Genomic DNA, 23,721 nt, shown 5'->3' on the forward strand with positions numbered 1-23,721 from the left:
CTAGCGCGTCGGGTCCTTGCCGTTCGGCTGCGAAGGTCCAGGTCCGGGCGACCACCAGCCCCACACCGTCTTCTCGCCGTGTCGCACGGTCGGCGCGACTCCGGTCGTGTAGGGCTCGATCTGCAGCAGCTGGCCCCACGACTGGTACGGCTGCCCGTTCAGGTAGCTCGGCACCTCGGGCTCTTCCGCGATCTCCTCGAGCCAGCCGTTCGGGCCGCCGTTGGTGCTGGACGCCCACTTCGCCTCGTCGGCGAGCTGGCCGGGGGTGATCCGGTAGTCCGGCATCGCGGAGATGCCGTCGTGCGAGGTGACCGGGTTCGCGCACGGGTACACGAACGACGCGGGCCAGTCGATGTACACCGATTTGCCCGCGAGCTTGTCGGTGAGCGTGGTGAACGTCGGCACGCGCGGCGCGGACGCGGCGATCCAGCCGTCCTCGGTGAGGTCGTTGTCCACCATCACGATCCGCACCGACGTGGTTTCCGGCGGCAGGTCGCGCAGGTTGATCCGGGTGTCGTTCCAGCCGCCGGTGCCCGCGCCGGGCGGGAGCGCGAACTGGCCGCGCAGCACGCGCACGCCCTCGGGCGTAGTGACGCCGTACTCCAGGCTCACCGACGTCGGACGGCGGGGCTGGCTCGCGGTGGCGACCACGATCTGGCCGTTCTCGGTCCGGTCGGTGAGCGCGTACCAGTCGCTGCGCAGCCGTCCGGCGCGGGTCTGGGTGTCGAGGTAGCTGCTCCACATCGGCACCTGGTCCTGCTTGAACCCGTGCGGAGGTTCGGCCAGCGGGTCCTTGTCGTCGACCGGGCTGGTGTGGAAGCCGGTCTGGACCCGGCCGTTGTCCTGATCCGGGTTCGGCAGCGGGTTCGGCGGGTTCTGCGTGACCGGCTTCTCCGGCACCGTCCGCTGCTCGGGCTGCGGGTGCAGGATGCTCTTCGCCGCGTCGCGTTCGACCATCACGTGGTCGGACAGGTTGCAGCTCTTGCCGAACAGGTGCCCGATGTTGGCCGCGCCCAGGCTGTAGCTGTCGCGCTGGAAGTAGATCGCCGCGCCCATCGTGTAGATCTCGCCCGCCGCGACCAGGCCGCACACCACGACCAGCGACAGCGAGCCGAGCCGCAGCGACCGGCTCCGGCCTTCCTGCTGGGTCAGCGCCGGACCCGGCCGGTGCGCCCGGACGTTCTCCACGAAGGCGTAGATCCCGGCGATCGCCGCGGCCCCGAGCAGGATCGTCGACAGCGGGATGCCGCCGATCGACGGCGCCACGTTCGTCCACGGCACGCCGATCCGCGAGACGAACCAGTAGGTGTTCGGCCCGGTCGCGGCGAGCGCGCCGACCACCAGCAGCACGGCGAGGAACGCCGCGCGATTGCGGTTGGAACGCAGCACGGTCGAACTGGTCGCCAACGCGGTGAGCGCCGCCATCGACGCGCCGACCGCGGCGAACGCGCCGAAGTGGTGCGTCCATTTCGTCGGGGTCAGCGCGAGCAGCAGGAAGAACAGCGCGGTGGTGCCGATCAGCCGCCGGCTCGGCCCGAGCGCGGCCCCGGGGATCCGGCCGCGGCGCAGCAGCACGACCAGGCAGGTGACCGTGCAGAGCAGCACGAGCAGGACCGGGAACCGGCGCGGCGCGGAGCCGTCCGGCAGGTTTTCGAACAGCAGCTGGTAGCGCGCGAGTTCCTGGAACCACGACAGGTTCGGGCCGACCGCGGTGCGGATGCGGGTGGCCTCCTGGACGGTCGCGAACGTCTGGTCGGCGAACATCACCACGAGCACCAGGAAGCCGGACGCGAGGATCGGCGCGAGCATCGGCAGCCAGCCGCTCGCCGAGCGCTGCCGGACCAGCTTGAACAGCGGTTTCCCGGCGACCAGGAACGGGGCGACGGCGATCAGCCCGGTCGGCGTCGCGGCGAGGGTGAACGCGGCCGCGGTCAGGCCGAGGCACAGCGGCAGCAGCCGGCGGGTGACCAGCGCGCGTTCGACCGCGCAGATGGCCAGCAGCGACCCGAGCGCGGCGACCGGTTCCGGCCGGACGCCGTTGTTGTAGGGCATCCACCAGACCAGGAACACCGCCGCGGCCGCCCAGCCGGCCGCGCGGCTGCGCCGGACCTGGGTGCCCAGCCGCGGCATCACCTCGCGGCTGATCAGCAGCCAGCTGATCACGCCGAGCAGGTACGAGGGCAGCCGGATCCACGGCGGCGCCGTGCTGACGTGCGTCATCAGCTCGTACAGGTGGTAGAACCAGCCGAACGGGGCCTCCGCGACGCCGAACCAGCGGTGGTAGTTCGTGAGGTAGCCGGTGGCCTCGGTGACCCGGGCCATGGTGAGGATGTAGCCGTCGTCCGAGGTCACCGGCCCGATGAAGACCCACGCGCCGAGCACGCCGAACACCGTCGCGTCGCGGCCGGTGAGCCGCCACCAGCCGACCGGGGCCCAGCGCGGCGCGCGGCGGGCGAACCCGGAGTCCATCCGCCACACCGCGATCAGGCAGCCGAGGAACGACAGCGCGGCGAGGATGCCGACGACGAGCTTCAGCGTGGTCGGCGAGGTCTGGTAGCGGGTGTCCGGGACGACCGACACGTGCAGCCCGGCGATCGGGTCGCGCGCGGAGGTGATCGAGGAGTAGATGCCGAGCACGCGCGGCCGGACGTCGCCGGTGGTGTGGAAGATCGGGGTCTTGCCGACCGAGAGCGTCATCTGGGTCGCGTCCGAGTCCAGCGTGACCGAGCAGCCCTCCTGCGGGAGCGGCTGCTGCGCGATCTGCTGGCCCTGGCTCGACGCGAGGAGCACGCCGTTGTCGACGCGCAGCTGCAGGCCGACGCCGTTGGCCGCGCGCTTGCCGGTCCGCCCGTCCGGGACGGTGGAGAACAGCAGCGCGGGACCGTTCGTGCGCGCGTCGAGCGAGCGGATCGTCTCGCACGGCAGCTCGGCCTTCAGGTCCTGGGCCCAGTACCCGGTCAAGGGCGCGTTGACGGAACGCGTGTCGGAGGCGACGGGCCAGACGACTTCCGCGGTGTCCTGCACTACCGGCAGGAAGGGATAGGCCAGGGCGCACAGCGCCGAAAGCAACCCCAGCACTACGGCAATCGGACGCATTAGAGGAAATCTATTGGGTCAGGGTTGACGGTGTTGCGCGGACCCCTCGTCCCGAGGTGTGAAGCGCTCGTGGTGTAACGCGCTGGCCAGCGGCGCGCGGCTGCGCCAGCCGTGCCTCTCCAGGTCGGGGACCTCGGCCAGATTCGTTACCGGTCCTACACAAAGCCAGGCCACCGGCCGGATCCCGGCGGGGATGCCGAGCAGGTCCGCGAGCACGGGTTCGCGGTAAAAACTCACCCACCCGACGCCGAGGCCCTCCGCGGTCGCGGCGAGCCACAGGTTCTGGATGGCCAGGCACACCGAGTACAGCCCGGCGTCGGCGATGGCGTGCCGCCCGAGCACGGCCGGGGCGCCGCGCTGCTCGTCGTAGGTGACGACGATGCCGAGGGTCGCTTCGCGGATGCCCTCGACCTTGATCTTGGCGAAGGTCTCGGCGCGCTCGCCGTCCAGGGACGCGGCGAACACTTCGCGCTCCTCGTGCACGTGGCGGGCGAACTTCTCGCGCGTGCCGGGGTCGCGGACCAGCACGAAGTCCCACGGCTGGCTCATCCCGACGCTCGGCGCGGCGTGCGCGGCCTCGAGCACCCGGGTGAGGACGGCGTCGTCGATCGGCTCGCCGGTGAACTCGGCGCGGACGTCGCGGCGGCGGTGCAGGACGTCGTAGAACAGTTGATTCATCGGTCGAGCACCCATTCGACAGCGGCGGCGACGTCCGCGGCTTCCGCGGCGGACGGCCGGGGCGGGCGGCGCACGACGACGACCGGCAGGCCGAGTTCGCGCGCGGCGGTCAGCTTCGCGGCGGTCATCGTGCCGCCGCTGTCCTTGGTGACCAGCACGTCGATGTCGTGCTCGGTCATCAGCGCGCGTTCGCCGTCGAGGCGGTACGGGCCGCGGTCGAGCACCACCTCGTGCGCGCGGGGCAGCGGCTGACCGGGCGGGTCGACGCAGCGGATCAGGAACCACAGCGGGTCGAGGTCGGCGAACGCGGCCAGGCCCTGGCGGCCGCTGGTGAGGAACACGCGGGTGCCGAGCCCGGGCAGGAGCGCGGCGGCTTCTTCGAGGTCGTCGGCCCAGTGCCAGCGGTCGGCGTCGCCCGGTTGCCAGCCGGGGCGGGCGAGCCGCAGGAGGGGGATGCCCGCGGCTTGGGCGGCGTGGAAAGCGTTGGCGCCGATGCGTTCCGCGAACGGATGCGTGGCGTCGACCACCGCCCGCACGCCGTGTTCGCGCAGCCAGGTCGTGAGGCCTTCGACGCCGCCGAACCCGCCGATCCGCACTTCGCCGACCGGCAGGCGCGGTCGCGTGACGCGCCCGGCCAGCGACGAGACCACCGCGACGCCGCGTTCGTGCAGTTCGGCGGCCAGGTCGCGGGCCTCCGCGGTGCCGCCCAGGATCAGGACGGTCATCGCCCGTACCCGACGGCCGCGCGCCACCGGTCGAGGGTGCGCATGTTGGCGAGCGTTTCGGCCCAGGTCAGCTCCGGGCCCTGCCGGTCCGCGACGTGCGCGGCGACGTAATCGGCTTCCCGCGCGTAAACCCCTTGGGTGGCTTCGATTTCGATGACCTCCGGTTCGTCGTCCGACGGAGTCAGCACGATCGCCGACACGCCCGGCGTGCGCATTTCGTGGATCCACGCCGGTTTCGGCACGTACAGCTGGCCGGTGGTGCCGTAGATCCGGATGTGGTCGTCCTGGGCGAGCAGGTAGCCGCAGGACAGCTGGGCGATGATGTCGCCGGGCAGCCGCAGCAGGCCCATCGCGAACTCGTCCACGCCGCTTTCGGTGAGCCGCGCCATGCCCGTGACGCGGGTCGGCTCCACCGCCGGAATTCCGGTCGCGGCCTGGGAAACCAGCCGGGCCAGGGAGGTGCAGTAGCAGCCGACGTCGAGGATTCCGCCGCCGCCGAGCGCGGGATCGCCGAGGCGGGCCGCGTCGTTCTCGTCGGAATCGAAGCTGAACGTCACGTCCACCGCGCGGACCTCGCCGATCGCGCCGGATTCGATCAGCTCGACCAGCCGTCGGGTCTGCGGATGCAGCCGATACATGAAGGCTTCCATGAGGAAAACGTCGTTGCGCCGCGCGGCGTCGATCACTTTCTCCGCGTCGGCCGCGGTGAGCGTGAGCGGTTTCTCGCACAGCACGTGCTTGCCGGCTTCGGCGGCCCGGATCGCCCATTCCTCGTGCTGCGCGTGCGGAGTGGCGACGTAGACCGCGTCGACGTCCGGGTCGGCGAGGAGTTCTTCGTAGCTGCCGTACGCCTTCGGGATTTCGTACCTGGTCGCGAACTCGCGCGCCCGCTCGGCCGTGCGCGAGGCCGCCGCGGCGAGCACGCCGTGGCGGCTTTGCTCGACGCCCGCGGCGAATTCGGCGGCGATGGTCCCGGTGGCCAGCAGGCCCCAGCGCAGATCGGTCACAACGACTCCGGTTGGCTCGCCCGGTCCCGGGTGCTCGAATACAGGAAACTGTCCGGGAATCCGCCCGCGGCGAGGACCCGGCCGACGAAAATCGTGGCCGCGCGGGTCATTCCGGCGGCCCGCGCTTGACCGGCGATGTCGGCGAGCGTGCCGCGCACGACGGTTTCGCCGGGTTGGCTGGCCAGCGCGACGACGGCGGCGGGACAGTCCGCGCCGTAGTGCCCGGCGAGTTCTTCGGTGACGCGCTCGATGTGGTTGATCGCCAAGTGCAGTGCGAGAGTCGTGCCGGTGCGGGCGAAATTCTCCAGCGTTTCGCCGTCCGGCATCGCGGTGGACCTCGCCTGCGCGCGCGTGATCACCAGGCTTTGCCCGATGCCCGGCACGGTCAGTTCGCGGCCGAGCACGGCGGCGGACGCGGCGAACGCCGGAACCCCGGGCACCATCTCGTACGGCACGCCTTCCGGTTCGAGCCGCCGCACCTGCTCGGCGACCGCGCTGTACAGCGACGGATCTCCCGAACACAGCCTTGCCACGTCACGCCCGGCTCGATGCGCTTCGAGCAGTTTCGCGGTGATCTGGTCGAGGCTGAGGTTCGCGGTGTCGACGCGCTCGGCGTCCGGCGCGCAGTAGGCGAGCAGGTCGGTCGGCGTCATGCTGCCCGGGTACAGGCACACCGGGCAGCGCGCGAGCAGGTCGCGGCCGCGCACGGTGATCAGGTCGGCCGCGCCCGGACCGGCGCCGATGAAGTAAACGGTCATTTCCAGCTCCACTGCGTGACTGCCCGGGACGGCGTCCATCCGGTGAACCCGCCGAGCGGTTTCGCGTGCTCCACGGAGATTCGCTGCAGTTCCCCGCCGTGCCGGGCGTAGGCGGCGGCGAGGAGCTGCTCGGCTTCGAGGGTGACACCGTGCGCGACGATCCGGGCGTCGGTTTCGACACACCGGTCGAGGACGCCGGGCCCGGTCAGGCCGCCGCCGACGAAGATCGCGTCCGGGCGGGGGAGTCCGGCCAGTGCCTCGGGCGCCGGGCCGGTGACCACCTGTAATTCCGGCACGCCAAGGGTGTTGGCGTTGCGCTGGATGCGTTCCGCGCGCGCCGGGTCGCGTTCGATCGCGATCGCGCGGTTCAGCGGGTGCGCGCGGGACCATTCGATGCCGATGCTGCCCGCGCCCGCGCCGACGTCCCACAGGAGTTCGCCCGGAGCGGGGGCGAGCCGGGCGAGGGCGGACGCGCGGAGGTCGCGTTTGGTGAGCTGGCCGTCGTGGTCGTAGGCGTCGTCGGGGAGTCCGACGAGCGGGAGGCCGGGGCCTTGGCAGTGCACGGCGAAGACGGTGAGCGGGCCGGGGTCGTGGGTCCAGCCGTCGGTGCTTCGCTCGTCGTCCGCGCCGAGGTTTTCCCAGGCGGTAAGGGCGGAATCGCCGTATCCGCGGGCTTTGAGCAGCTCGCGCAGTTCCGGTGCGGAGCCGCCCAGCACCAGCAGTTTCCGGTTCGGGGCCAGGGCTCGCGCGACGCGGTGGACGGCGCGGCCGACGACCGTCACGACCTCGGTTTCCTCGAACGACCAGCCGAGCCGCGCGCGGGCCAGCGTCGCCGAGGAGACCGCGGGGTGGACGTCGAGCGCGTAGCCGCGGTCGCGCAGGGTGGTGGCGATGCCGGACAGGTACGGGTCGCCGCTGGCCAGCACGCAGACGCGACCGGTCTGCCCGGCCAGGATCGCGTCGAGCGCGGGCAGCAGCGGGCTGGGCCACGGGCGGGTGCGGAGGTCTTCCGGCAGGGACTTCAGCTGCCGTTCCGAGCCGAGCACGACGTCCGCCCGCCGCACGGCGGCACGGGCCGCGGGGGTCAGCCCGGCCCATCCGTCGGCCCCGATCCCGACCACCGTCAGGCGTGATTCTTCGCGCACGATTTCCCACCCTAAGCGAGAGCTTCGCTGTGCGATGATCGGCCGGACGCCGACCCACGAGGGAGTGCTCTTGAAGCCCTATCCGTTCACCGCTGTCGTCGGGATGCCGGACCTGCGTCTGGCGCTCGTCCTGTCCTCGATCTCGCCCGCGGTCGGCGGGGTGCTGGTGCGGGGCGAGAAGGGCACCGCGAAGTCGACCATGGTGCGCGCGCTCGCCGGGCTGCTGCCGGGCGTCGACGTGGTGGACGGCTGCCGGTTCTCCTGCGACCCGGCCTCGCCGGACCCGGCGTGCCCGGACGGTCCGCACGCGGCGGGCGCTCCCGCGCACCGGCGGCCGGCGCGGCTGGTCGAACTGCCGGTCGGCGCGGCCGAGGACCGGGTCGTCGGCTCGCTGAACCTGGAGAAGGCGCTGTCGGAGGGCGTCACCGACTACCAGCCCGGGCTGCTGGCCGCCGCGCATCGCGGGCTGCTGTACGTCGACGAGGTCAACCTGCTGCACGACCACCTGGTGGACACGCTGCTCGACGCGGCGGCGATGGGCCGGGCGACGGTCGAGCGCGAGGGCGTTTCCGTCTCGCACGCGGCGAGGTTCGTGCTGATCGGCACGATGAACCCGGAGGAGGGCGAGCTGCGGCCGCAGCTGCTGGACCGGTTCGGGCTGACCGTCGAGGTCGCGTCGAGCCGGGATCCGGAGCAGCGCGTCGAGGTCGTCCGGCGGCGGCTGGCCTACGAGGCGGATCCGGACGGTTTCGCGGAGGGCTACGCCGCGTCGGACGCGGCTTTGGCGGCGGAGATCGAAGCGGCGCAACGGCTTTTGCCTTCGGTGAAGCTGCCCGACGAGGCGCTGCGGCAGATCGCCGAGGTGTGCGCGTCGTTCGAGGTCGACGGCATGCGCGCGGACATCGTGACGGCGCGGACGGCGGTCGCGCACGCGGCGTGGGCCGGCCGCGACGAGGTCACCACCGAGGACATCCGGGTCGCCGCGCGGCTCGCGCTGCCGCACCGGCGGCGGCGGAATCCGTTCGACGCGCCGGGGATCTCCGAGGAACAGCTGGAACAGGCGCTGGAGGATTCGCAGCCGCCGCCGGAGGGGCCGGACGACGACGGGCCCGGCGAGGGCGGCCCCGGTCCGGACGACGGCGGCCCGGTTCCGGACGGCGGCCCGGCTGAGGGCGCTCCGCCCGCTGACCGCGGCGAAACTCCGGCCCCCTCGGGCAATGGGTCTTCGCCGCAGAAGACGGTCGGCGCCGGGGATACCTTTCGCGCGCGGGTGTTCCGCGTGAAGGGCACCGGCGAGGGCGAACGCGGACGCCGGTCGCGGGCGATCACCGACACCGGCCGGACGATCGGCGTGCAGCCGCCCAGCGTGCGGGACGGTCGGCCGCACCTGGTCGCGACGATCCGTGCTGCGGCACCGCATCAGCGGGCGCGCGGCCGGTCCGGGACGGGTCTCGAAGTGCGGTCGGCGGATCTGCGCTTCGCGCTGCGCGAAGGCCGCGAAGGCAATCTGGTGCTGTTCTGTGTGGACGCTTCGGGCTCGATGGGCGCGCGGGCCCGGATGCGGGAAGTGAAGACCGCCGTGCTTTCCCTGCTGTTGGACGCCTACCAACGGCGGGACAAGGTCGGTCTGGTCACGTTCCGCGGCGCGGAAGCCGAGCTGCCGCTCCCGCCGACGATCAGCGTCGAAGCCGCTGCGGCCCGGTTGGAAGGCTTGCCGACCGGCGGACGCACGCCGCTCGCCGAGGGCTTGCTGGAGGCCGCGCGAGTGCTGCGGGTCGAGGCGATCCGGGATCCGCGCCGCCGTCCGTTGCTGGTCCTCGTCACCGACGGCCGCGCCACGAGCGGTGCGGACGCGGTGGCCCGGGCCAAGGCCGCCGCGGGGTTGCTGACCGACGTGACGACGATCGTGATGGACTGCGAGACCGGCCGGATGCGGCTCGGCCTCGCCGCGGAATTGGCCGGGCACTTGGGAGCCGAGCACGTGCCACTGTCCACTGTGGCCGCTGAATCGCTGGCCTCGGCGGTGCGCGAACGGACGGGGAGGGCCGCCTGATGCCGCAGGGAAAACCGGCTGTCGTGCCGAAGGACGGGCTCACCACGCGGCAGCGCCGCAACCGGCCGCTGCTCGCCGTGCACACCGGCGAGATGAAAGGGAAATCCACCGCGGCGTTCGGAATGGCGTTGCGCGCGTGGAATCAGGGCTGGTCGATCGGCGTGTTCCAGTTCGTGAAGTCGGCGAAATGGCGCGTGGGCGAGGAAGCCGCGTTCAAGGCGCTCGGGAAGCTGCACGACGACACGGGCCAGGGCGGTCCGGTCGAGTGGCACAAAATGGGCGAGGGCTGGAGCTGGTCGCGCAAACCAGGGTCCGAAGAGGACCATGCCGCGAACGCCCGCGAAGGCTGGGCGGAAATCAAACGCCGGCTCGCCGCCGAGACGCACGATTTCTATGTCCTGGACGAATTCAGCTACCTGCTCAAATGGGGCTGGCTCGAAGTGGATGACGTCGTGTCCGCTTTGGCCTCCCGGCCCGGGCACCAGCACGTCGTGATCACCGGCCGGTACGCGCCGCCGGAATTGATCGAGGCCGCGGATCTGGTCGCCGAAATGACGAAGGTGAAACACCCGATGGACGCCGGGCAGAAGGGCCAGCGGGGGATCGAGTGGTAGCCCGGGTCGTCATTGCCGCGCCTGGTTCCGGGCACGGCAAAACCACCATCGCTGCCGGGCTGATGGCCGCGTTGCGCACCGCCGGGCACACCGTGTCCGGGCACAAGGTCGGCCCGGACTTCATCGACCCCAGCTACCATTCGCTCGCCACCGGCCGTCCGGCGCGGAACCTGGATCCGTTCCTGCAGGGCGAGGACGCGCTGGTTCCGTTGCTGCGCCACGGTTCCGCGGGCGCGGACCTCGCCGTGATCGAAGGCGTGATGGGCCTTTTCGACGGCGCATTGGGCACCGAAGGCTACGCGTCGACCGCCCATGTCGCGCGGCTGCTCAACGCGCCGGTGGTGCTGGTGGTCGACGCTTCGGCGGCTTCCCGCAGCGTCGCGGCGACCGTGCTGGGGTTCGCGCAGTACGACACGCGCGTCCGGCTCGCCGGGGTGATCCTGAACAAGCTGGGCTCGCAACGGCACGAGGACGAGATCGTCACCGCGCTGGAAGCGACTGGTGTTCCGTTGCTGGGTGCGTTTCGGCGCAACGAAAACGTGCACGCGCCGAGCCGTCATCTCGGCTTGGTTCCGGCCGCTGAACGAGCTGCGGAATCTCAGCGGCTGCTGCCGGAATTGGCGGAATGGGTCGCGGCCGGAGTCGATCTCGAGGCCGTCGTGCGGGTCGCTCGGAGTGCCCCCGCGCTGACTGGTCCTTTGTGGAATGCCGGGCCGGAGTGGGACGGTCCACGTGCGACACTCGCGGCCGCCGGCGGTCCGGCGTTCACCTTCCGCTACGCCGAGAACATCGAACTGCTGGCGGCTCGCGGAATCGACGTCGTGGACATCGACCCCTTGCGGGACAAAGCCTTGCCTCCGGATTGTGCCGGGTTGTACTTCGGCGGCGGATTCCCGGAAGTGCACGCCGCCGAACTGTCGTCCAATGTGGAACTGCGGACCGCCGTCGGCGCGGCGATCGACGCGGGCATGCCGGTGAGCGCGGAATGCGCGGGTTTGCTGTATTTGTGCCGTTCCCTGGACGGACTGCCGATGGTCGGCGCCGTCGCCGCGGACGCGACCATGACTTCGCGCGGGAAACTCGGTTACCGCCGGGCGGTCTCGGTCGCGGACAACGTGCTCGCCGCGGCCGGGCAACGGGTCACCGGACACGAATTCCACCGCACCGAAATCACCCCGGCGCACGGGGAAACCGCTGCCTGGGGCTGGGATCGCGGACTGGACGGATTCGCCTCGGACTCCTTGCACGCGTCCTACCTGCACGTGCACTGGGCCGGGCACCCCGAACTGGCCGACCGGTTCGCCTCGCGAGTGCGCGCCCATTCCCCGGCGGCGGTCCATGGCTGAGTACGACCTCCACCACCACGGCGATCGCGAAGTCGGCGAAGGACTCGTAGATCTGGCGGTGAACGTCCGGCTCCCCGCTCCGCCAGCATGGCTGCGCGCGGAACTCGCCGCCGCCCTCGACGACCTGGCCGCCTACCCCGACCCGACTCGCGCCGCGGAAGCCGTCGCCGTCCGGCACGGCCGGGATTTCGAAGACGTCCTGGTGACCGCCGGCGCCGCGGAAGCGTTCACGCTGCTGGCTTCGCTCCCGGCGAAGCACGCGGTGGTGGTCCATCCGCAATTCACCGAACCGGAAGCCGCCCTGCGCGCCGCCGGGCACTCGGTCGACCGGGTCATCCTGTCTGAAGCGGACGGTTACCGGCTGGATCCGGCGCTGGTCCCGGAATCGGCCGATCTGGTCTTCGTCGGCAACCCGACCAACCCCACCTCGGTCCTGCACCCAGCCAATGTTTTACGGTCGCTGGCGCGCCCCGGCCGGGTGCTCGTGGTGGACGAAGCTTTCCTCGACGCCGTCCCCGGAGAGGTAGAAAGCCTTGCCGGAGAACGAATCCCGGGCGTGGTGGTGCTGCGAAGCCTCACCAAGACGTGGGGTTTGGCGGGTTTGCGAGCCGGGTACGTCCTCAGCGAGCCTTCCTTGACCGCCCGCATGCGCGCCGTTCAGCCACCCTGGTCAGTGTCCACTTTGGCCGCTGTGGCGACGGTCGCCTGCTGCCGCCCCGCCGCACTGGAAGAAGCGGAAAAGCTGGCCGCCGCCGCGGAAGCCGACCGCGACTACCTGGAATCCGGCTTGGCCGCCATGGGAATCCCCGTCCTCGGCGCCCCGCGCGGCCCGTTCGTGCTGATCCGGGTGCCAGGCGGAGCAGCCGTCCGGCTGCGGCTGCGCGAAGCAGGCTACGCCGTCCGCCGCGGCGACACCTTCCCCGGGCTGGGACCGGACCACCTGCGCATCGCAGTCCGAGACCGCGCGACTACGGACGCTTTTCTTGCGGTGTTGAATGGTTTCGGAGCGCGGTGAATTCGCGAGTTCGGAACCAAAGCCCGGCGCGGGATGATTAGAATGGCGTCATGGGGGATTTGACGGGCAACCCGGGGTTGAAGTTCGCGTACTCCCGTTTCGACACCTCGGATCTGCGTTGCCGGAGCCAGGGCGACGTCTTCGTCAACGTGGAAGCCGATCTGGAAGTCGTGGACGACGGTATCGTGCTGTGCGCCTGGCAGTCGTTCCCGGTCGCGGAACTCGCCGTGGCGCTGCGGAAATGGAAGGCCTGCCCGGAGGCGGACCGGCCGGACTTCGAGTTCCGGTCTCTTTCGCTGGAGTCCCGGTGGTCCCTGCGGATCTGCCGCACTCCCGGCGGCTGGCAGGCGATCGACGCGGTATCCGGCGCCGTGCGTCCAGCCGCCGAGATCGATGCCGCGATCGACGACTTCGCGCGGCAGGTGCGTGCGGAAGCCGTGCGCACAGAGGGTGCGTGGATCGGGGAGTTCTTCGTCTGAGGCACCCTGGTTCCGCTGTCCTTCAGGCCGTCGCCAACAAAGCCGCAGCCACCGCGACCTCGACGCAACCGCCGAGGACGTCGCCGGTCACTCCGCCGATTCGCTGTACGCATCGGGCCAGCAACACCGCCGCCGCCGCGTAACCGAGTGCCACTGCGAGAACCCCTCGCCACCACGGCAATCCCGGCGTCAACGCGGCGCACCCCGCCGCGAGCACGAACACTGCTGCGGCGACCAGGGCCGGGACCGATCCGGCGACCGTCGCGCCCAGCCCCTCCGGCCGGGCCGAGGGGACCCCTCGCGCGCAGCACAGCGAGAGCACACACCGTCCACACAGGACAGACAGGACCGCGGCGGCGATCCCGTGCCCGTGGGCGATCGCGCCGGTCAGCGCGCCGGTTTGGACGAGCAGGACGAAGAGCAGCGTCGCGACCCCGGTGGGCCCGGAGTCGCCGCGGCGCATGACGTCGAGGGCTTTCGCGCGGTCGTAGGAGGCACCGAGCCCGTCGGCGGTGTCGGCGAGCCCGTCGAGGTGCAACCCGCGACTGCCCAGGGCGACCGCCCCGAGCGCCAGCGCCGCGACGGCCAGCGCGGGAAGCCCGAGCGCGCCCCCGCCCGCCACGACGAGCCCCGCCACCGCGGCGAGCGGGAGGGCGGCCAGCGGACCGAGCGTCATCGCCACACCCGCGACCCGCCGATCAATCGCGCGCGGCGCCGGAACCGGGACGGTGGTGAGGGTTCCCGCGGCTAGCCGGATGCCGTCGCTCAGCGGGATCACGGCTTGCTCCCCGATGCCACGGCGGGGGTGTCGGACGCGCCGAATGTCACGTTGGGTGCGTGACATGCACCCAATGCCGCATTGGGGCGACCCCCGGTGCGACGCACACCGCGCCGATCCGCAGACTGAGCCGCGAACCGCGCCCGACGCTGAACTGCGGACTTCACCTTGCTCAAAGCTCCGCACCGCATTGCGGGCTGCTCCGCCGCTTGCGCCTCGGGCGGCTGTCGGAACCAAGCCCCGCATCGCCTTGCGGGCTGATCAGCCGGCCGTGCCTCGGGTTGAGCCGTGGCCAAAGACTGACCCGCGAACCGCGCCCGACGCTGAACCGCGGACTCCGCCTTGCTCAACGCTCCGCACCGCCTTGCGGGCTGCTCCGTCGGCCGTGCCTGGGGCGGCTGTCGGGACCAAGCTCCGCACCGCCTTGCGGGTCGATCAACCGGCCTTGCCTCGGGCTGAGCCGCGGCCAATCGTCGGGGCCCAGCCCCGATCCAGCGGGGCGATTCTTGCCTTCCATGGAACCAGCTCGACCGCCCTCCGAGTCGATCGACCGGTCGAGCTGCAGCCGCCCGGCGGGTCCAGGGCCCGATCCAGCCCCGGCGCGAAGCCCGCTTTCCACGCGGCCAGGTCGACCGCCCTCCGAGCCGCCCCACCGGGCACGCCCCGGACTGAACCGCAGCCAACCGTCGGGTCCGAGCCCCGCACGGCCCGCCGAGCGGCCCCACCGGTCGTGCCCCGGAACGAGTCGCGCCCGACCGTCGCGACCAAGCCCCGCGCCGCCCTCCGAGCCGCCCCACCGGCCGCGCCCCGGAACGAACCGCAGCCAACCGTCGGGACCGACCCCACGGCACAGCCCACCCTCCACGAAGCCGCATCACCCGAGGTCCGCCAGCAGACCCATCTCCGCGATCACCGCGCGCGCCGCCCGCAATGTCAGCACCGCCTGCACCGCCCCGCTGCCCTCGCCCAGTCGCAAGCCCAGGTCCAGGATCGGCGTCAACCCCAGCGCCTTCAAAGCAAACGCTTGCGCCGGCTCCGTCGAACGGTGCCCGGCCAGCCACCACTGCTCCGCTCCGGGTGCGATGTCCCGGGCCGTCAACGCGGCCGTCGCGGAGAAGATTCCGTCCAGCAGCACCGGGATTCCCCGGGAGGCCGCTTCCACCAGAAACCCGGCCGTCGCGGCGAGGCAGGCGCTGCCCAGGGCCGTCAGGCGGTCGAAGGGGTCGGTCACCGCGCGGCGCGCCAGGGCAGCGGCGACGACGGCCGTCTTGCGTTCCAGTGCCTCTCCGGACACCCCGGTTCCGGTGCCCACGACTTCGGCCGCGGGAAGGCCCAGGGTCGAGGCCACCACTGCGGCGCACACGGTCGTGTTGCCGATGCCCATGTCGCCGGGGATGAGAACGTCCGCAGTGGACTCCGAAGCGGCGATGGCGCGGCCCGCCTCGAAAGCCGCGCGTGCTTCGCCGGGGGCCAAAGCGTCCTCGACATCGATCGCGCCCGAGCCGCGGCGGATTTTGTGGGCGGTGACTTCCGCGGGAACGTCCGCGGCGTCCCAATCCACCGCGATGTCGGCTACCCGCACCGAAGCCCCGACCTGCGCGGCGAGCACCGTCACCCCGCTGCGTCCGGCCAGGAACACGCGCACCATCGCCGCGGTGACTTCGCGCGGGTAGGCCGACTGCGCCGACACCCCGTGGTCGCCGGCGAAGACGACCACGCGGACGTCGTCCAGCGGGCGCGGCGGGACCGTCCCGTGCGCCGCGCTCAGCCAGGCCGCCAGTTCCTCCAGCCTTCCGAGCGAGCCGACCGGTTTGACCAGGCCGTCCAGGCGCGCCAAGGCGGCGGCGCGGGCGGCGGCGTCCGGGGCGGGGATGGCGAAACTCGGCACGGCTGGCTCCTCACGGAAGGTCGAGCGCCCGCCCGGCGACGATGAGCGACACCCGGTCGCTGTCGGCGGACACCCGGTTGTTGAGTGCGCCCAGCACATCACGGAACAGCCGCCCGGACACCGTTGCGGGCACCACACCGCTGCCGACCTCGTTGCTGACCGCGACGATCGGCACCCGCGCCTCGCTCCACGCGGCGAGGAAATCCTCGAGCCGGTCGTCCAGCCTGCGCTCCCAGCCCGTTCTGCCCGACCACGCGCCGACCTCGTCGAGCACCCGCGACAGCCAGGTGCCGAGACAGTCGATCAGGAGCGGGCTCGTCGCGTTGCGCAGCACGGTCGCCAGGTCGGTGGTCTCGACCGTCGTCCAGTGCCGCGGGCGGCGGGCCCGGTGCGCCTCGACGCGGGCGGCCCATTCCGGGTCTTCCGCCGACGGGGGCAGCCCGGGAGCGACGTAGACGAGGTGGGGGTGGTGCGCGACGAGCCGCTCCGCGTGCCTCGACTTGCCCGAGCGAACCCCGCCGAGAACGAGCACCTTGCCGTCGTCGCGTCCGTACCGGCGGAGGGCCTGCGCCAGGGTTTCGAGAGACCCGGCGAGCCGGTGCGTCAGCTTGGTCATACCCGGCATTCTCTCCCGCGCGCTACGGTTCGCCACGTGCCACTCCGACAATCCGCCGCCGCGGCCGGGCTGATCGCCGGATACGCCGCCGACGCGTGGTTCGGCGACCCTCGCCGGGGACATCCGGTCGCGGTCTTCGGCACCGCCGCTGGCCAGCTGGAACGCTGGTGGTGGGCCGATTCCAAGCCGCGCGGGGCGGCCTACGCGGCGGTCTGCGCGGGGTCTGCCGCCGGGCTCGGGATCCTCGCGGAGAAGGCGGCCGGGAACCGGCCGGTCGCCCGATTTGTCCTGATCGCGACGGCGACGTGGGCCGTCCTCGGCGGTCGCGGGCTCGCCGCGGAGGGGCGCGAAATGGCGCGATTGCTCGAATCGGGTGAATTGCCCGCCGCTCGGCAGCGGCTCAGCCACCTCTGCGCGCGCGACGCGACCGGTCTCGACGCGGCCGAGCTGACCCGCGCGGCCACCGAATCGATCGCGGAGAACACCTCCGACGCCGTCGTCGCACCGCTGCTGTGGGGCGCGGTCGCGGGCGTGCCGGGGCTGCTCGGCTACCGCGCGGTGAACACGCTCGACGCGATGGTCGGCTACCGCTCGCCAAGGCACCGCAACTTCGGCTGGTTCGCCGCGCGCACCGACGACTGGGCCAATCTGGTGCCGGCGCGCATCGGAGCAGTGCTGACCGCGGTGACCGCACCGCTCGCCGGAGGGCACGCGCGGTCGGCTTGGCGGGCTTGGCGACGCGACGGCAGCGCGCATCCGAGTCCGAACGCAGGCCAGGTCGAGGCCGCGTTCGCCGGGGCTTTGAACATTCGGCTCGGCGGCACGAATACCTATCACGGCGAGGTCGAGCGCCGGAGCACGCTGGGCGACGGACGGCCGCCGCGGGCGAGCGATCTGCGCCGGGCGGTGCGGTTGTCGCGGCTGGTCGGGGCGGCGGCGTTGGCGGTCGCGGCAGGGATCGCGGCGGCCGGAGCGGTCGCGGGAAGGGCTACGGTGGCGCGATGAGCGGGCTGTTGATCGCCGGAACCACGTCGGACGCGGGGAAAAGCCTGGTCACCGCAGGAATCTGCCGGTGGTTCGCGCGGCGCGGAGTGCGGGTCGCCCCGTTCAAGGCGCAGAACATGTCGAACAACTCCATGGTCTGCGCGGACGGCGCCGAGATCGGTCGCGCGCAGTGGCTGCAGGCGCGGGCCGCGCGGGTCGAACCGGAAGCGGCGATGAATCCCGTGCTGCTCAAGCCGGGCAGCGACCGGCGCAGTCACGTGATCGCGCTCGGCAAGCCGTACGGCACGCTCGAAGCCGGGGAGTACGCCACCGGCCGGGCCGGGCTCGCCGAGATCGCTTTCGGCGCGTTTGCCGAGTTGCGGCAACGGTTCGACCTCGTCGTCTGCGAGGGCGCGGGCAGCCCGGCGGAGATCAACCTGCGTTCCGGCGACTACGTGAACATGGGCCTGGCCCGGCGGTTTTCGCTGCCGGTGCTGGTCGTCGGCGACATCGACCGCGGCGGCGTGCTGGCGGCGATGTTCGGCACGCTCGCGCTGCTGTCGGCCGAGGACCAGGCGCTGGTCGCGGGGTGGCTGGTGAACAAATTCCGCGGTGACGTCGGGTTGCTGCGGCCGGGGCTGAACAGCCTGGAGAAGGTCACCGGACGGCCGGTGCTCGGCGTGCTGCCGTGGCTGGACCGCGTGTGGATCGACTCCGAAGACGCCCTCGCCGCGGCCGGCTGGCGGCACGAAGCCGCCCAACGCGGGTTGCGGGTCGCGGTCGTCCGGTTCCCGCGCGCCTCCAACGCTACCGACGTGGACGCGCTCGCGGCGGAGCCTGGCGTGACGGTGAGCCTGACCGCCGATCCGGATGCCGTCGCGGCGGCGGACCTCGTCGTGCTGCCGGGTTCTCGGGCCACTGTGGACGATCTGAAGTGGTTGCGTGCCAGGGGGTTGGCGGACGCGGTGACCGCACGGGCTGCCGCCGGGCGTCCGGTGCTGGGGATCTGCGGCGGGTACCAGATGCTCGCGGAGTCCATTGAAGACGAGGTCGAATCCGGCGCCGGGTTCGTCGAGGGCTTGGGGCTCTTGCCGACCCGCGTGAAGTTCTCCGAGGAGAAGGTGCTGGGCCGTCCGGTCGGCGAATGGCGCGGGCATCGGGTGGAGGCGTACGAAATCCACCACGGCAGCGCCGCCCCGGCGGACGCGGAGTCGTTTTTGGACGGTTACCGCGTCGGTTCGGTCTGGGGCACGACCTGGCATGGCGCGCTGGAGAACGACGGGTTCCGCCGTGCGTGGCTCGCCGAAGCGGCGGCGCAGGCCGGGGTCGAATGGCGGGCGGCCGAGGGTGCGCCGGGCTTCGCGGAATTGCGCGAGGACATGCTGGACCGGCTGGCCGACGCGATTCAGTCCGAAGTGGACACTGGGATGCTGGTGGCGCTGGCGGAGGCGGGAGCGCCGGGCGGGTTGCCGGTTGTTCCGCCGGGAGCGCCCTGAGGTTCAGGCGAGCCCGGCGTCGTGCACCAGGATCGCGACCTGGGTCCGGTTCGCCGCTTCGGTCTTGGCCATGATCCGTCCCAAGTGGACCTTCACGGTCGCCTCGCTGAGCCCGAGTTCGCGGGCGATCTCGGCGTTGCTCGACCCCTGTCCGACGGCCACCGCGACCTCGCGTTCGCGCGGCGTCAGCGGTTCGAGCCGGGCGCGGGCGGGCGTCGGGGTGGCGGCGGTGGCGAAATGCGCCAGCAGCCGCCGCGTGATCGACGGCGACAGCATCGCCTCGCCGCGGCCCACCACGTGCATCGCCTTGACCAGCTCGCGCGGCGGCGTGTCCTTCAGCAGGAACCCCGTGGCACCGCGGCGAAGCGCTTCGTGCACGTACTCGTCCAGGTCGAACGTCGTCAGCACGACCACCGCGGGCGGGTCCGGTTCGGCGGTCACCAGCCGGGTCACCTCGAGGCCGTCGACCTCGGGCATCTGCACGTCGGTGAGCACGAGGTCGGGCCGGTGCTCGCGGACGAGCGCGAGCACTCCGCGACCGTCCCCGGCCTCCGCGACCACCTCGATTCCCGGATCGGACTCCAGGATCATCCGGATGCCGCTGCGCACCAGCACTTCGTCGTCGAGGAGCAGGATTTTCAGCATGGTTCCTCCGTTCGCAGGGGGAAGGCGGCCCGCACCCGGTAGCTGCCCGCGCCGTCCGGACCGGCGCTGAGGGTTCCGCCGGTCAGCGTGGCCCGTTCGCGCATGCCGAGCACCCCGTAGCCCGCGCCGGGGAGCCCGGCCGAACCGGCGAGCGGGTTGGCCACTTCGACGACGAGCTTGTCGTCCGAAGTGGACAGTCGCACGTCGATGGGCGTTCCCGGCGCGTGTTTCGCGGCGTTGGTGAGAGCCTCCTGCACGATCCGGTACGCCGCACGCCCGACCGGGTCGGGCACGTCCGGCATCGGGTCCGGCAGGCTGGCTCGCACCTGCGCGCCGGCGGCGGCGAGGTCGTCGGCGAGCCGGCGGACGCCGCCGAGCGTCGGGTCCGGCAGCGAGCCGGGCTCCGGGCCGTCGTCGCGGAGCACCCGCAGGATGTCGCGCAATTCGTTGAGCGCGGCGGAACTCGATTCGCGGATCACCTCGGCGAGCCGCGCGGTCTCGTCGTCCTTGGCCCGCACGGAAAGCGCGCCCGCCTGCAGCGCGACGATGCTGACCCGGTGCGCGACGACGTCGTGCATCTCGCGCGCGATCCGCCGCCGCTCGGCCGCCACGGCTCGCTCGCCGAGCAGGTCGCGTTCGCGTTCGGCCTGCTCAGCACGGTCGCGCAGGGCCGCGAGCAAGTCCGCGCGCTGGTGCATCCACAGCCCGGCCAGCACCGGGACCACGACCTCGAGCACGAGGGCGAGCCCGAACGTCTTCCAGTCCGGCGGGCTCGACGGCCGGATGAACGACACCACCAGCCCGGTTTCCGCCAGCACGGCGACCGCGGTCGGCCAGCGGAGCCCGCGCAGCGAAGCGACCGTGTAGAGGGTGACCGAGGTGCCCCACAGCGGCGGCGTGACCAGCGCGACGCCGACCGAGACCAGCATCGCGGACAACGGGAACCGGCGGCGCAGCAGCACCGCCAGCACCATCACCGCGACCGCGATCGGCCAGAACCACGCGCGGCCCGCGTCCGGCGGCTCGCCGGCCAGCGTCAGGCCGAGCACGGCGAGTGCGGCGGCCAGGTCGATCAGGTGGTTGCGCACCCGGCCACCGTAAGCCCTGCCCGAAATTCCCCCGATGGGCGTCCGGGAGGGAAAATCAGCGGTCGGCGAACGCGGCGATCGACGCGAGCAGACCGTCCACATGGGACTCGAACCCGGGCTGGGGCGGCTCCGGGCACCCGGGGAGTTCGGTGCTGCCGGGCACGAGCCGCAGCAGGGCGTCGACGGTGCGGCGCTGGTGGACCGGATTGTCCGGGACGGACGGGAGCACGCCGACCGTCACGGCGAGCGCGGCCAGTTCGGCGTCGGCGACGCCGCGCAGGGTCTCGCCCTGAAGCAGTGCGCGCGGGACCCCCGCCACCCCGGCGCCGGCGGTGGCGGGCCAAGCCAGCAGCAGCCGGTCGACCCGCCGCGGGAAGTCCAGCGCGAGCCGGACGGCCGCGGAGCACCCGTTGGAACCGGCGACGACCACGACCGGCCGCTCGGGCAGGAAAGCGGCGAGATGCGCGGCTTCGGCGGGCCAGTCCGGCGCCCGGCGGAGACGGTCGGGGACCAGCACGGTGCGGCCGTCCCGGCGGAGACCGCCGGTGACGCCCGGGCGCGTCCAGAACCGGTCGGCGTTCATGTCGTCCCCCAGTCCGCCGTGAACCAGGAGAAGCGTGCTCGGCATAACGCGCTCCAGTTGCCGTAGGGCCTGCCCGGGGTATTCTGCCGGACGTTGCGAAAGCCCAGCCCAGGAGCGCCGACTATGTCCTACGCCGTCGATTTCACCACCGTGTCGACCATCGGCCTGGAGTCTTCTCCGGTCGCGGACGCGCTCGCCGGGCTCCGGGCGAACGAGGCGCGCTACTTCAAGAACAAGTACGACCACGTGTTCACCGTCGAACCCGCGGCCGAGGTCCCGGAGGTTGTCGACTGGGTGCACCGGATCCTCCGGGAAGAACGCGATCTCGTCATTTCCTCGCGGCCGCTGGAAGCGACCGAATTCGAGGTCGACGGCATCCGGATGGCTTACGTCTTCTACGAGAGCGGGCTGTCGGTCAACGTCATGTACACCCTCGAGGACGGCGGCAAGCGGGCCGTCGGGTTCAAGCTCTCCGACGGGATGGACGTCCCCGAGGAACTGGCCGACAAGTTCAAGTTCGCCCGCCAGAAGTCGAAGCTCGCCGGGACGATCCGCGGTTCCTATTTCGTCATCAAGAACGAGTACTGACCCGCAGCGCGGCGGCGCGCAAGCACAGCAGCAGCGGGAGGGAACTGTCGTCGCGCAGCCGGGGCGGCAATGCGTTCGCTTCGATCAGCGGCACTCCGTCGGCCAGTTCTCGGCCTAGCGCGGCCAGATCGAGTTCCAGGACGGTGACTCCGGCGCTGTAGAGCCGTTCCGCGCCCTTCGCCCGGCGGCTGGTGAGTTCGGTGCTGTCGACGGACAGCCGCGTGATGCCGAAGAACTCCGGTTTCGCGCCGCGTTCGAGCCAGCGCGCGAAGCCGGTCAACCGCGTCTCGGCGATCTCGCCGGGCCGGACGGCTGCCTCCTCGCACAGTTCCCGTTCCATTCCGGCGCACACCGCGGTGTGCAGGTTCCGGCGGGTTCCGCCTTGCGGCGTAAGGAGATCCCGGGGTTCCAGGCTGCCGCTTCCGGACGGGGCGAGCAGCAGGCCGCTGGCCGAGTTCCGGGCCGATTGGCGGACGACGACGAGCAGCCCGTCCGAGGTGAACGCGATCGTGGACACGCCGACGAGATCGGCGAGTGTGCTCGCGGCGAGGGTGCGCAGCGCTCCGGACGAGTCGGTCAGCTCCTCGCGGCGCAGGTCGTACTCCTGGCCGTCGGAGGCGTTCGTGATGCGCAGCGACGCGAGTTCGTTGCTGCAGACCGCGTCGAAGAACCGGGCGCGATGGAACACGATCGGCGCCGGACGGGCTCCGGCAGCGGGCAGCGGTTCGCCGCGCATGCCGACGATCGGCCCGTTGAACAGCAACCTCCCACGAGCCCGCAACGGCAGCACGTGCGGCGCGGTGGCCTTGAGCTTCGCCGGCAGCCGGTAGGGATCCTCGGCGACGGTGATGCTGAAGGTGGTTTCGGCGAGCGTCGCGTCGATGGCGTCGCTGACCAATGCCGTGCCGCGAGCGGGAATCGCCAGGTACTGCGCGTCGGGATAGGCGTGCGGCGGGGGAGTGTCGGCGATCGGGAACGGCGCGGCGATCGCGGTGAATTCGTAACCGGACCAGCGTTTCCGCAGCAACCGGATGTCTCGCCCGAGGGTGACCAGGCCCAGCAGCAGCGCGACGATCGACACGACGACGCCGAACGCGCTCGGCAGGATCGTGACGGCGCCGAGCACCACCCCGAGCGCGGACACGGCGACCGGCCATTCCCCGGCGCCGACGAAGAAGAGATAGTCGGCCGTGGCCCGGGCCCGGCGGGTCAGTTTTCCCGTCGCCGCACTGTTTTAGCACGGATCGGGGTGCCGGGGCACCGGGTTTGCCGGATCGGGATCGGGCGGTGGCTGCGCGACGATCTGGCGGTAAAGCATCAGTGATGCCTGCGTTGTCGCACCGGCAGCGCATATCCGGGTAAACCCGTTGCGCCGCAACGAAAACTTCTCCCTGAGTACCCCTCATTCGGCCAACGCGCCGCGAAACTCCCGCAATCCCTCGATCAACGCCAGAATCGACGGCCGGGCGTAGTGGTCCCGCCGCCAGCCCGCGTACAGCGGCACGGTCAGCCGTCCGTCGGGGGTTTCGATCGGGATGGCGCGCAGGCCGAACCGGACCAGGTCGGTCACCAGGCAGACCTCGCCGCGGCGCGGCGTTGCTGCGGTTCATCACCAGCAACGGCTCGGTCGCGAGTTCGGCCAGCGGAATCGACTCCGCCTGATGCCAGCGGTGGTCCGGCCGGACCTGCGCGCTCGACGGCGGCTACGTCAACTCGAAAGACGCCACGCTCGTGGGCTAGGCCCGCGAGGAGGAGAACATCGAGATCGTGGCGGTGTCCAGGAACGCGGATGTGACAGGGTTCCAGGTGCTGCCCCGCCGGTGGAACGAACCTTCGGCTGGCTGACGAGGCGGGAGACGCTTGATCCGCGACTGCGAACGAAAACCGCTCACGCCGAAGCCATGATCGCAGTTCGCGGATGATCCGGTTGCCCCATCGAAACCGAAGCAGCCCGCCGCCTAGCGGAAGACAGCAACGACTAACCACCCAGGTTCCGCAACACCCGCTGAGGGTTCCCCTCACGAACCTTCACTAAAAAGGACGGGTGCGACCCCGTTGTCGCACCCGCCCGACAGCCGGGGCTAGCGCGGCGGCAGTGACGCGTTAACCCCGAAACTGAACGGAGCAGGCGCGGCGGCG

The 23,721-nt window shown here is 71.8% G+C and carries 22 protein-coding genes and 1 pseudogene; 9 read left to right on the forward strand and 14 right to left on the reverse strand.

Translation table 11 applies throughout. The features are described from left to right. The 6 genes from F9C12_RS35040 to cbiE are packed head-to-tail and all read right to left on the reverse strand — an operon-like array spanning position 1 to position 7,409. Entirely contained in the window at positions 1-3,096 is a 3,096-nt protein-coding gene (locus F9C12_RS35040; protein WP_409463287.1) for an arabinosyltransferase domain-containing protein, read from the reverse strand. Between the two features lie 18 nt (positions 3,097-3,114). Then, the gene (gene bluB / locus F9C12_RS35045) at positions 3,115-3,774 is read right to left on the reverse strand and encodes a 5,6-dimethylbenzimidazole synthase (protein ID WP_409463288.1); all 660 of its coding nucleotides are present in this window, start codon (positions 3,772-3,774) and stop codon (positions 3,115-3,117) included. After that, complete coding sequence (locus F9C12_RS35050) at positions 3,771-4,499, reverse strand: cobalt-precorrin-6A reductase (RefSeq protein WP_409463289.1); 729 nt, start codon at positions 4,497-4,499, stop codon at positions 3,771-3,773. The genes bluB and F9C12_RS35050 overlap by 4 nt, the downstream gene beginning before the upstream one ends. Continuing rightward, positions 4,496-5,506 (reverse strand): Gfo/Idh/MocA family protein, encoded by a 1,011-nt coding sequence (locus F9C12_RS35055; protein WP_409463290.1) that lies wholly within the window; start codon positions 5,504-5,506, stop codon positions 4,496-4,498. Before F9C12_RS35055 ends, F9C12_RS35050 begins: the two co-directional genes overlap by 4 nt. Continuing rightward, the gene (gene cobM / locus F9C12_RS35060) at positions 5,503-6,264 is read right to left on the reverse strand and encodes a precorrin-4 C(11)-methyltransferase (RefSeq protein ID WP_409186037.1); all 762 of its coding nucleotides are present in this window, start codon (positions 6,262-6,264) and stop codon (positions 5,503-5,505) included. Before cobM ends, F9C12_RS35055 begins: the two co-directional genes overlap by 4 nt. Continuing rightward, positions 6,261-7,409 carry a precorrin-6y C5,15-methyltransferase (decarboxylating) subunit CbiE gene (gene cbiE, locus F9C12_RS35065; RefSeq protein ID WP_409463291.1) on the reverse strand — a complete coding sequence of 383 codons (1,149 nt, stop codon included), beginning with the start codon at positions 7,407-7,409 and terminating at the stop codon, positions 6,261-6,263. Before cbiE ends, cobM begins: the two co-directional genes overlap by 4 nt. Before the next feature lie 70 nt (positions 7,410-7,479). Between cbiE and F9C12_RS35070 the strand changes: the two genes are divergently transcribed. From F9C12_RS35070 to F9C12_RS35090, 5 genes are read left to right on the forward strand one after another with little or no spacing between them, the layout of a single operon-like run. Next, entirely contained in the window at positions 7,480-9,462 is a 1,983-nt protein-coding gene (locus F9C12_RS35070; RefSeq protein ID WP_409463292.1) for a putative cobaltochelatase, read from the forward strand. Continuing rightward, a complete protein-coding gene (gene cobO / locus F9C12_RS35075) occupies positions 9,462-10,076 on the forward strand; it encodes a cob(I)yrinic acid a,c-diamide adenosyltransferase (protein WP_409463293.1) in 615 nt (204 codons plus the stop codon). Before F9C12_RS35070 ends, cobO begins: the two co-directional genes overlap by 1 nt. Continuing rightward, a complete protein-coding gene (locus tag F9C12_RS35080) occupies positions 10,070-11,422 on the forward strand; it encodes a cobyrinate a,c-diamide synthase (protein WP_409463294.1) in 1,353 nt (450 codons plus the stop codon). The genes cobO and F9C12_RS35080 overlap by 7 nt, the downstream gene beginning before the upstream one ends. After that, complete coding sequence (gene cobC / locus F9C12_RS35085; protein ID WP_409463295.1) at positions 11,415-12,437, forward strand: Rv2231c family pyridoxal phosphate-dependent protein CobC; 1,023 nt, start codon at positions 11,415-11,417, stop codon at positions 12,435-12,437. Before F9C12_RS35080 ends, cobC begins: the two co-directional genes overlap by 8 nt. A gap of 50 nt (positions 12,438-12,487) precedes the next feature. After that, a complete protein-coding gene (locus F9C12_RS35090; RefSeq protein ID WP_409463296.1) occupies positions 12,488-12,916 on the forward strand; it encodes a hypothetical protein in 429 nt (142 codons plus the stop codon). Between the two features lie 22 nt (positions 12,917-12,938). Here the strand turns inward: F9C12_RS35090 and F9C12_RS35095 are convergent, their stop codons facing one another. From F9C12_RS35095 to F9C12_RS35105, 3 genes are all read right to left on the reverse strand, one after another. Beyond that, the gene (locus tag F9C12_RS35095) at positions 12,939-13,694 is read right to left on the reverse strand and encodes an adenosylcobinamide-GDP ribazoletransferase (RefSeq protein WP_409463297.1); all 756 of its coding nucleotides are present in this window, start codon (positions 13,692-13,694) and stop codon (positions 12,939-12,941) included. An 874-nt stretch (positions 13,695-14,568) separates the two neighbouring features. Beyond that, positions 14,569-15,582 (reverse strand): nicotinate-nucleotide--dimethylbenzimidazole phosphoribosyltransferase, encoded by a 1,014-nt coding sequence (gene cobT / locus F9C12_RS35100; protein ID WP_409463298.1) that lies wholly within the window; start codon positions 15,580-15,582, stop codon positions 14,569-14,571. A 10-nt stretch (positions 15,583-15,592) separates the two neighbouring features. Then, complete coding sequence (locus F9C12_RS35105) at positions 15,593-16,198, reverse strand: bifunctional adenosylcobinamide kinase/adenosylcobinamide-phosphate guanylyltransferase (RefSeq protein ID WP_409186046.1); 606 nt, start codon at positions 16,196-16,198, stop codon at positions 15,593-15,595. 36 nt (positions 16,199-16,234) lie between these two features. Between F9C12_RS35105 and F9C12_RS35110 the strand changes: the two genes are divergently transcribed. Both F9C12_RS35110 and F9C12_RS35115 read left to right on the forward strand, forming a co-directional pair. Continuing rightward, positions 16,235-17,203 carry a cobalamin biosynthesis protein gene (locus F9C12_RS35110; protein ID WP_409463299.1) on the forward strand — a complete coding sequence of 323 codons (969 nt, stop codon included), beginning with the start codon at positions 16,235-16,237 and terminating at the stop codon, positions 17,201-17,203. Beyond that, on the forward strand, positions 17,200-18,678 hold the full coding sequence (locus F9C12_RS35115) for a cobyric acid synthase (RefSeq protein WP_409463300.1): 1,479 nt from the start codon (positions 17,200-17,202) through the stop codon (positions 18,676-18,678). Before F9C12_RS35110 ends, F9C12_RS35115 begins: the two co-directional genes overlap by 4 nt. Positions 18,679-18,681: 3 nt before the next feature. On the opposite strand, the gene F9C12_RS35120 is transcribed toward F9C12_RS35115, so the two are convergent. Genes F9C12_RS35120 through F9C12_RS35130 form a run of 3 tightly spaced genes read right to left on the reverse strand, consistent with a single transcriptional unit; the run spans position 18,682 to position 21,039 of the window. Then, positions 18,682-19,323 (reverse strand): response regulator, encoded by a 642-nt coding sequence (locus F9C12_RS35120; RefSeq protein WP_409463301.1) that lies wholly within the window; start codon positions 19,321-19,323, stop codon positions 18,682-18,684. Beyond that, on the reverse strand, positions 19,317-20,411 hold the full coding sequence (locus F9C12_RS35125) for a sensor histidine kinase (RefSeq protein WP_409463302.1): 1,095 nt from the start codon (positions 20,409-20,411) through the stop codon (positions 19,317-19,319). Before F9C12_RS35125 ends, F9C12_RS35120 begins: the two co-directional genes overlap by 7 nt. Before the next feature lie 55 nt (positions 20,412-20,466). Further along, on the reverse strand, positions 20,467-21,039 hold the full coding sequence (locus tag F9C12_RS35130; RefSeq protein WP_409463303.1) for an alpha/beta hydrolase: 573 nt from the start codon (positions 21,037-21,039) through the stop codon (positions 20,467-20,469). 78 nt (positions 21,040-21,117) lie between these two features. On the opposite strand from F9C12_RS35130, the gene F9C12_RS35135 reads away from it, so the two are divergent. Then, on the forward strand, positions 21,118-21,582 hold the full coding sequence (locus F9C12_RS35135; RefSeq protein WP_409463304.1) for a phage tail protein: 465 nt from the start codon (positions 21,118-21,120) through the stop codon (positions 21,580-21,582). Here F9C12_RS35135 and F9C12_RS35140 read toward each other — a convergent pair. Continuing rightward, positions 21,566-22,726, reverse strand: a complete 1,161-nt coding sequence (locus F9C12_RS35140; RefSeq protein WP_409463305.1) for a hypothetical protein — start codon at positions 22,724-22,726, stop codon at positions 21,566-21,568. The genes F9C12_RS35135 and F9C12_RS35140 overlap by 17 nt on opposite strands. A gap of 258 nt (positions 22,727-22,984) precedes the next feature. Then, the gene (locus tag F9C12_RS35145; RefSeq protein WP_409186054.1) at positions 22,985-23,152 is read right to left on the reverse strand and encodes a hypothetical protein; all 168 of its coding nucleotides are present in this window, start codon (positions 23,150-23,152) and stop codon (positions 22,985-22,987) included. Positions 23,153-23,274: 122 nt separating this feature from the next. On the opposite strand from F9C12_RS35145, the pseudogene F9C12_RS35150 reads away from it, so the two are divergent. Next, positions 23,275-23,489, forward strand: a pseudogene (locus tag F9C12_RS35150) (IS5/IS1182 family transposase); the annotation flags it as partial. Positions 23,490-23,721: the final 232 nt, after the last annotated feature.

The sequence above is a fragment of the Amycolatopsis sp. GA6-003 genome, from assembly GCF_046267895.1.
Classification (GTDB): domain Bacteria; phylum Actinomycetota; class Actinomycetes; order Mycobacteriales; family Pseudonocardiaceae; genus Amycolatopsis.

Bases quoted from the DNA above. Each gene is read 5' to 3' on its own strand.
- F9C12_RS35040 (WP_409463287.1), bottom strand. From the start codon at position 3,096: ATGCGTCCGATTGCCGTAGTGCTGGGGTTGCTTTCGGCGCTGTGCGCC.
- bluB (WP_409463288.1), bottom strand. From the start codon at position 3,774: ATGAATCAACTGTTCTACGACGTCCTGCACCGCCGCCGCGACGTCCGC.
- F9C12_RS35050 (WP_409463289.1), bottom strand. From the start codon at position 4,499: ATGACCGTCCTGATCCTGGGCGGCACCGCGGAGGCCCGCGACCTGGCC.
- cobM (WP_409186037.1), bottom strand. From the start codon at position 6,264: ATGACCGTTTACTTCATCGGCGCCGGTCCGGGCGCGGCCGACCTGATC.
- cobO (WP_409463293.1), top strand. From the start codon at position 9,462: ATGCCGCAGGGAAAACCGGCTGTCGTGCCGAAGGACGGGCTCACCACG.
- cobC (WP_409463295.1), top strand. From the start codon at position 11,415: ATGGCTGAGTACGACCTCCACCACCACGGCGATCGCGAAGTCGGCGAA.
- F9C12_RS35090 (WP_409463296.1), top strand. From the start codon at position 12,488: ATGGGGGATTTGACGGGCAACCCGGGGTTGAAGTTCGCGTACTCCCGT.
- F9C12_RS35105 (WP_409186046.1), bottom strand. From the start codon at position 16,198: ATGACCAAGCTGACGCACCGGCTCGCCGGGTCTCTCGAAACCCTGGCG.
- F9C12_RS35115 (WP_409463300.1), top strand. From the start codon at position 17,200: ATGAGCGGGCTGTTGATCGCCGGAACCACGTCGGACGCGGGGAAAAGC.
- F9C12_RS35120 (WP_409463301.1), bottom strand. From the start codon at position 19,323: ATGCTGAAAATCCTGCTCCTCGACGACGAAGTGCTGGTGCGCAGCGGC.
- F9C12_RS35130 (WP_409463303.1), bottom strand. From the start codon at position 21,039: ATGCCGAGCACGCTTCTCCTGGTTCACGGCGGACTGGGGGACGACATG.
- F9C12_RS35135 (WP_409463304.1), top strand. From the start codon at position 21,118: ATGTCCTACGCCGTCGATTTCACCACCGTGTCGACCATCGGCCTGGAG.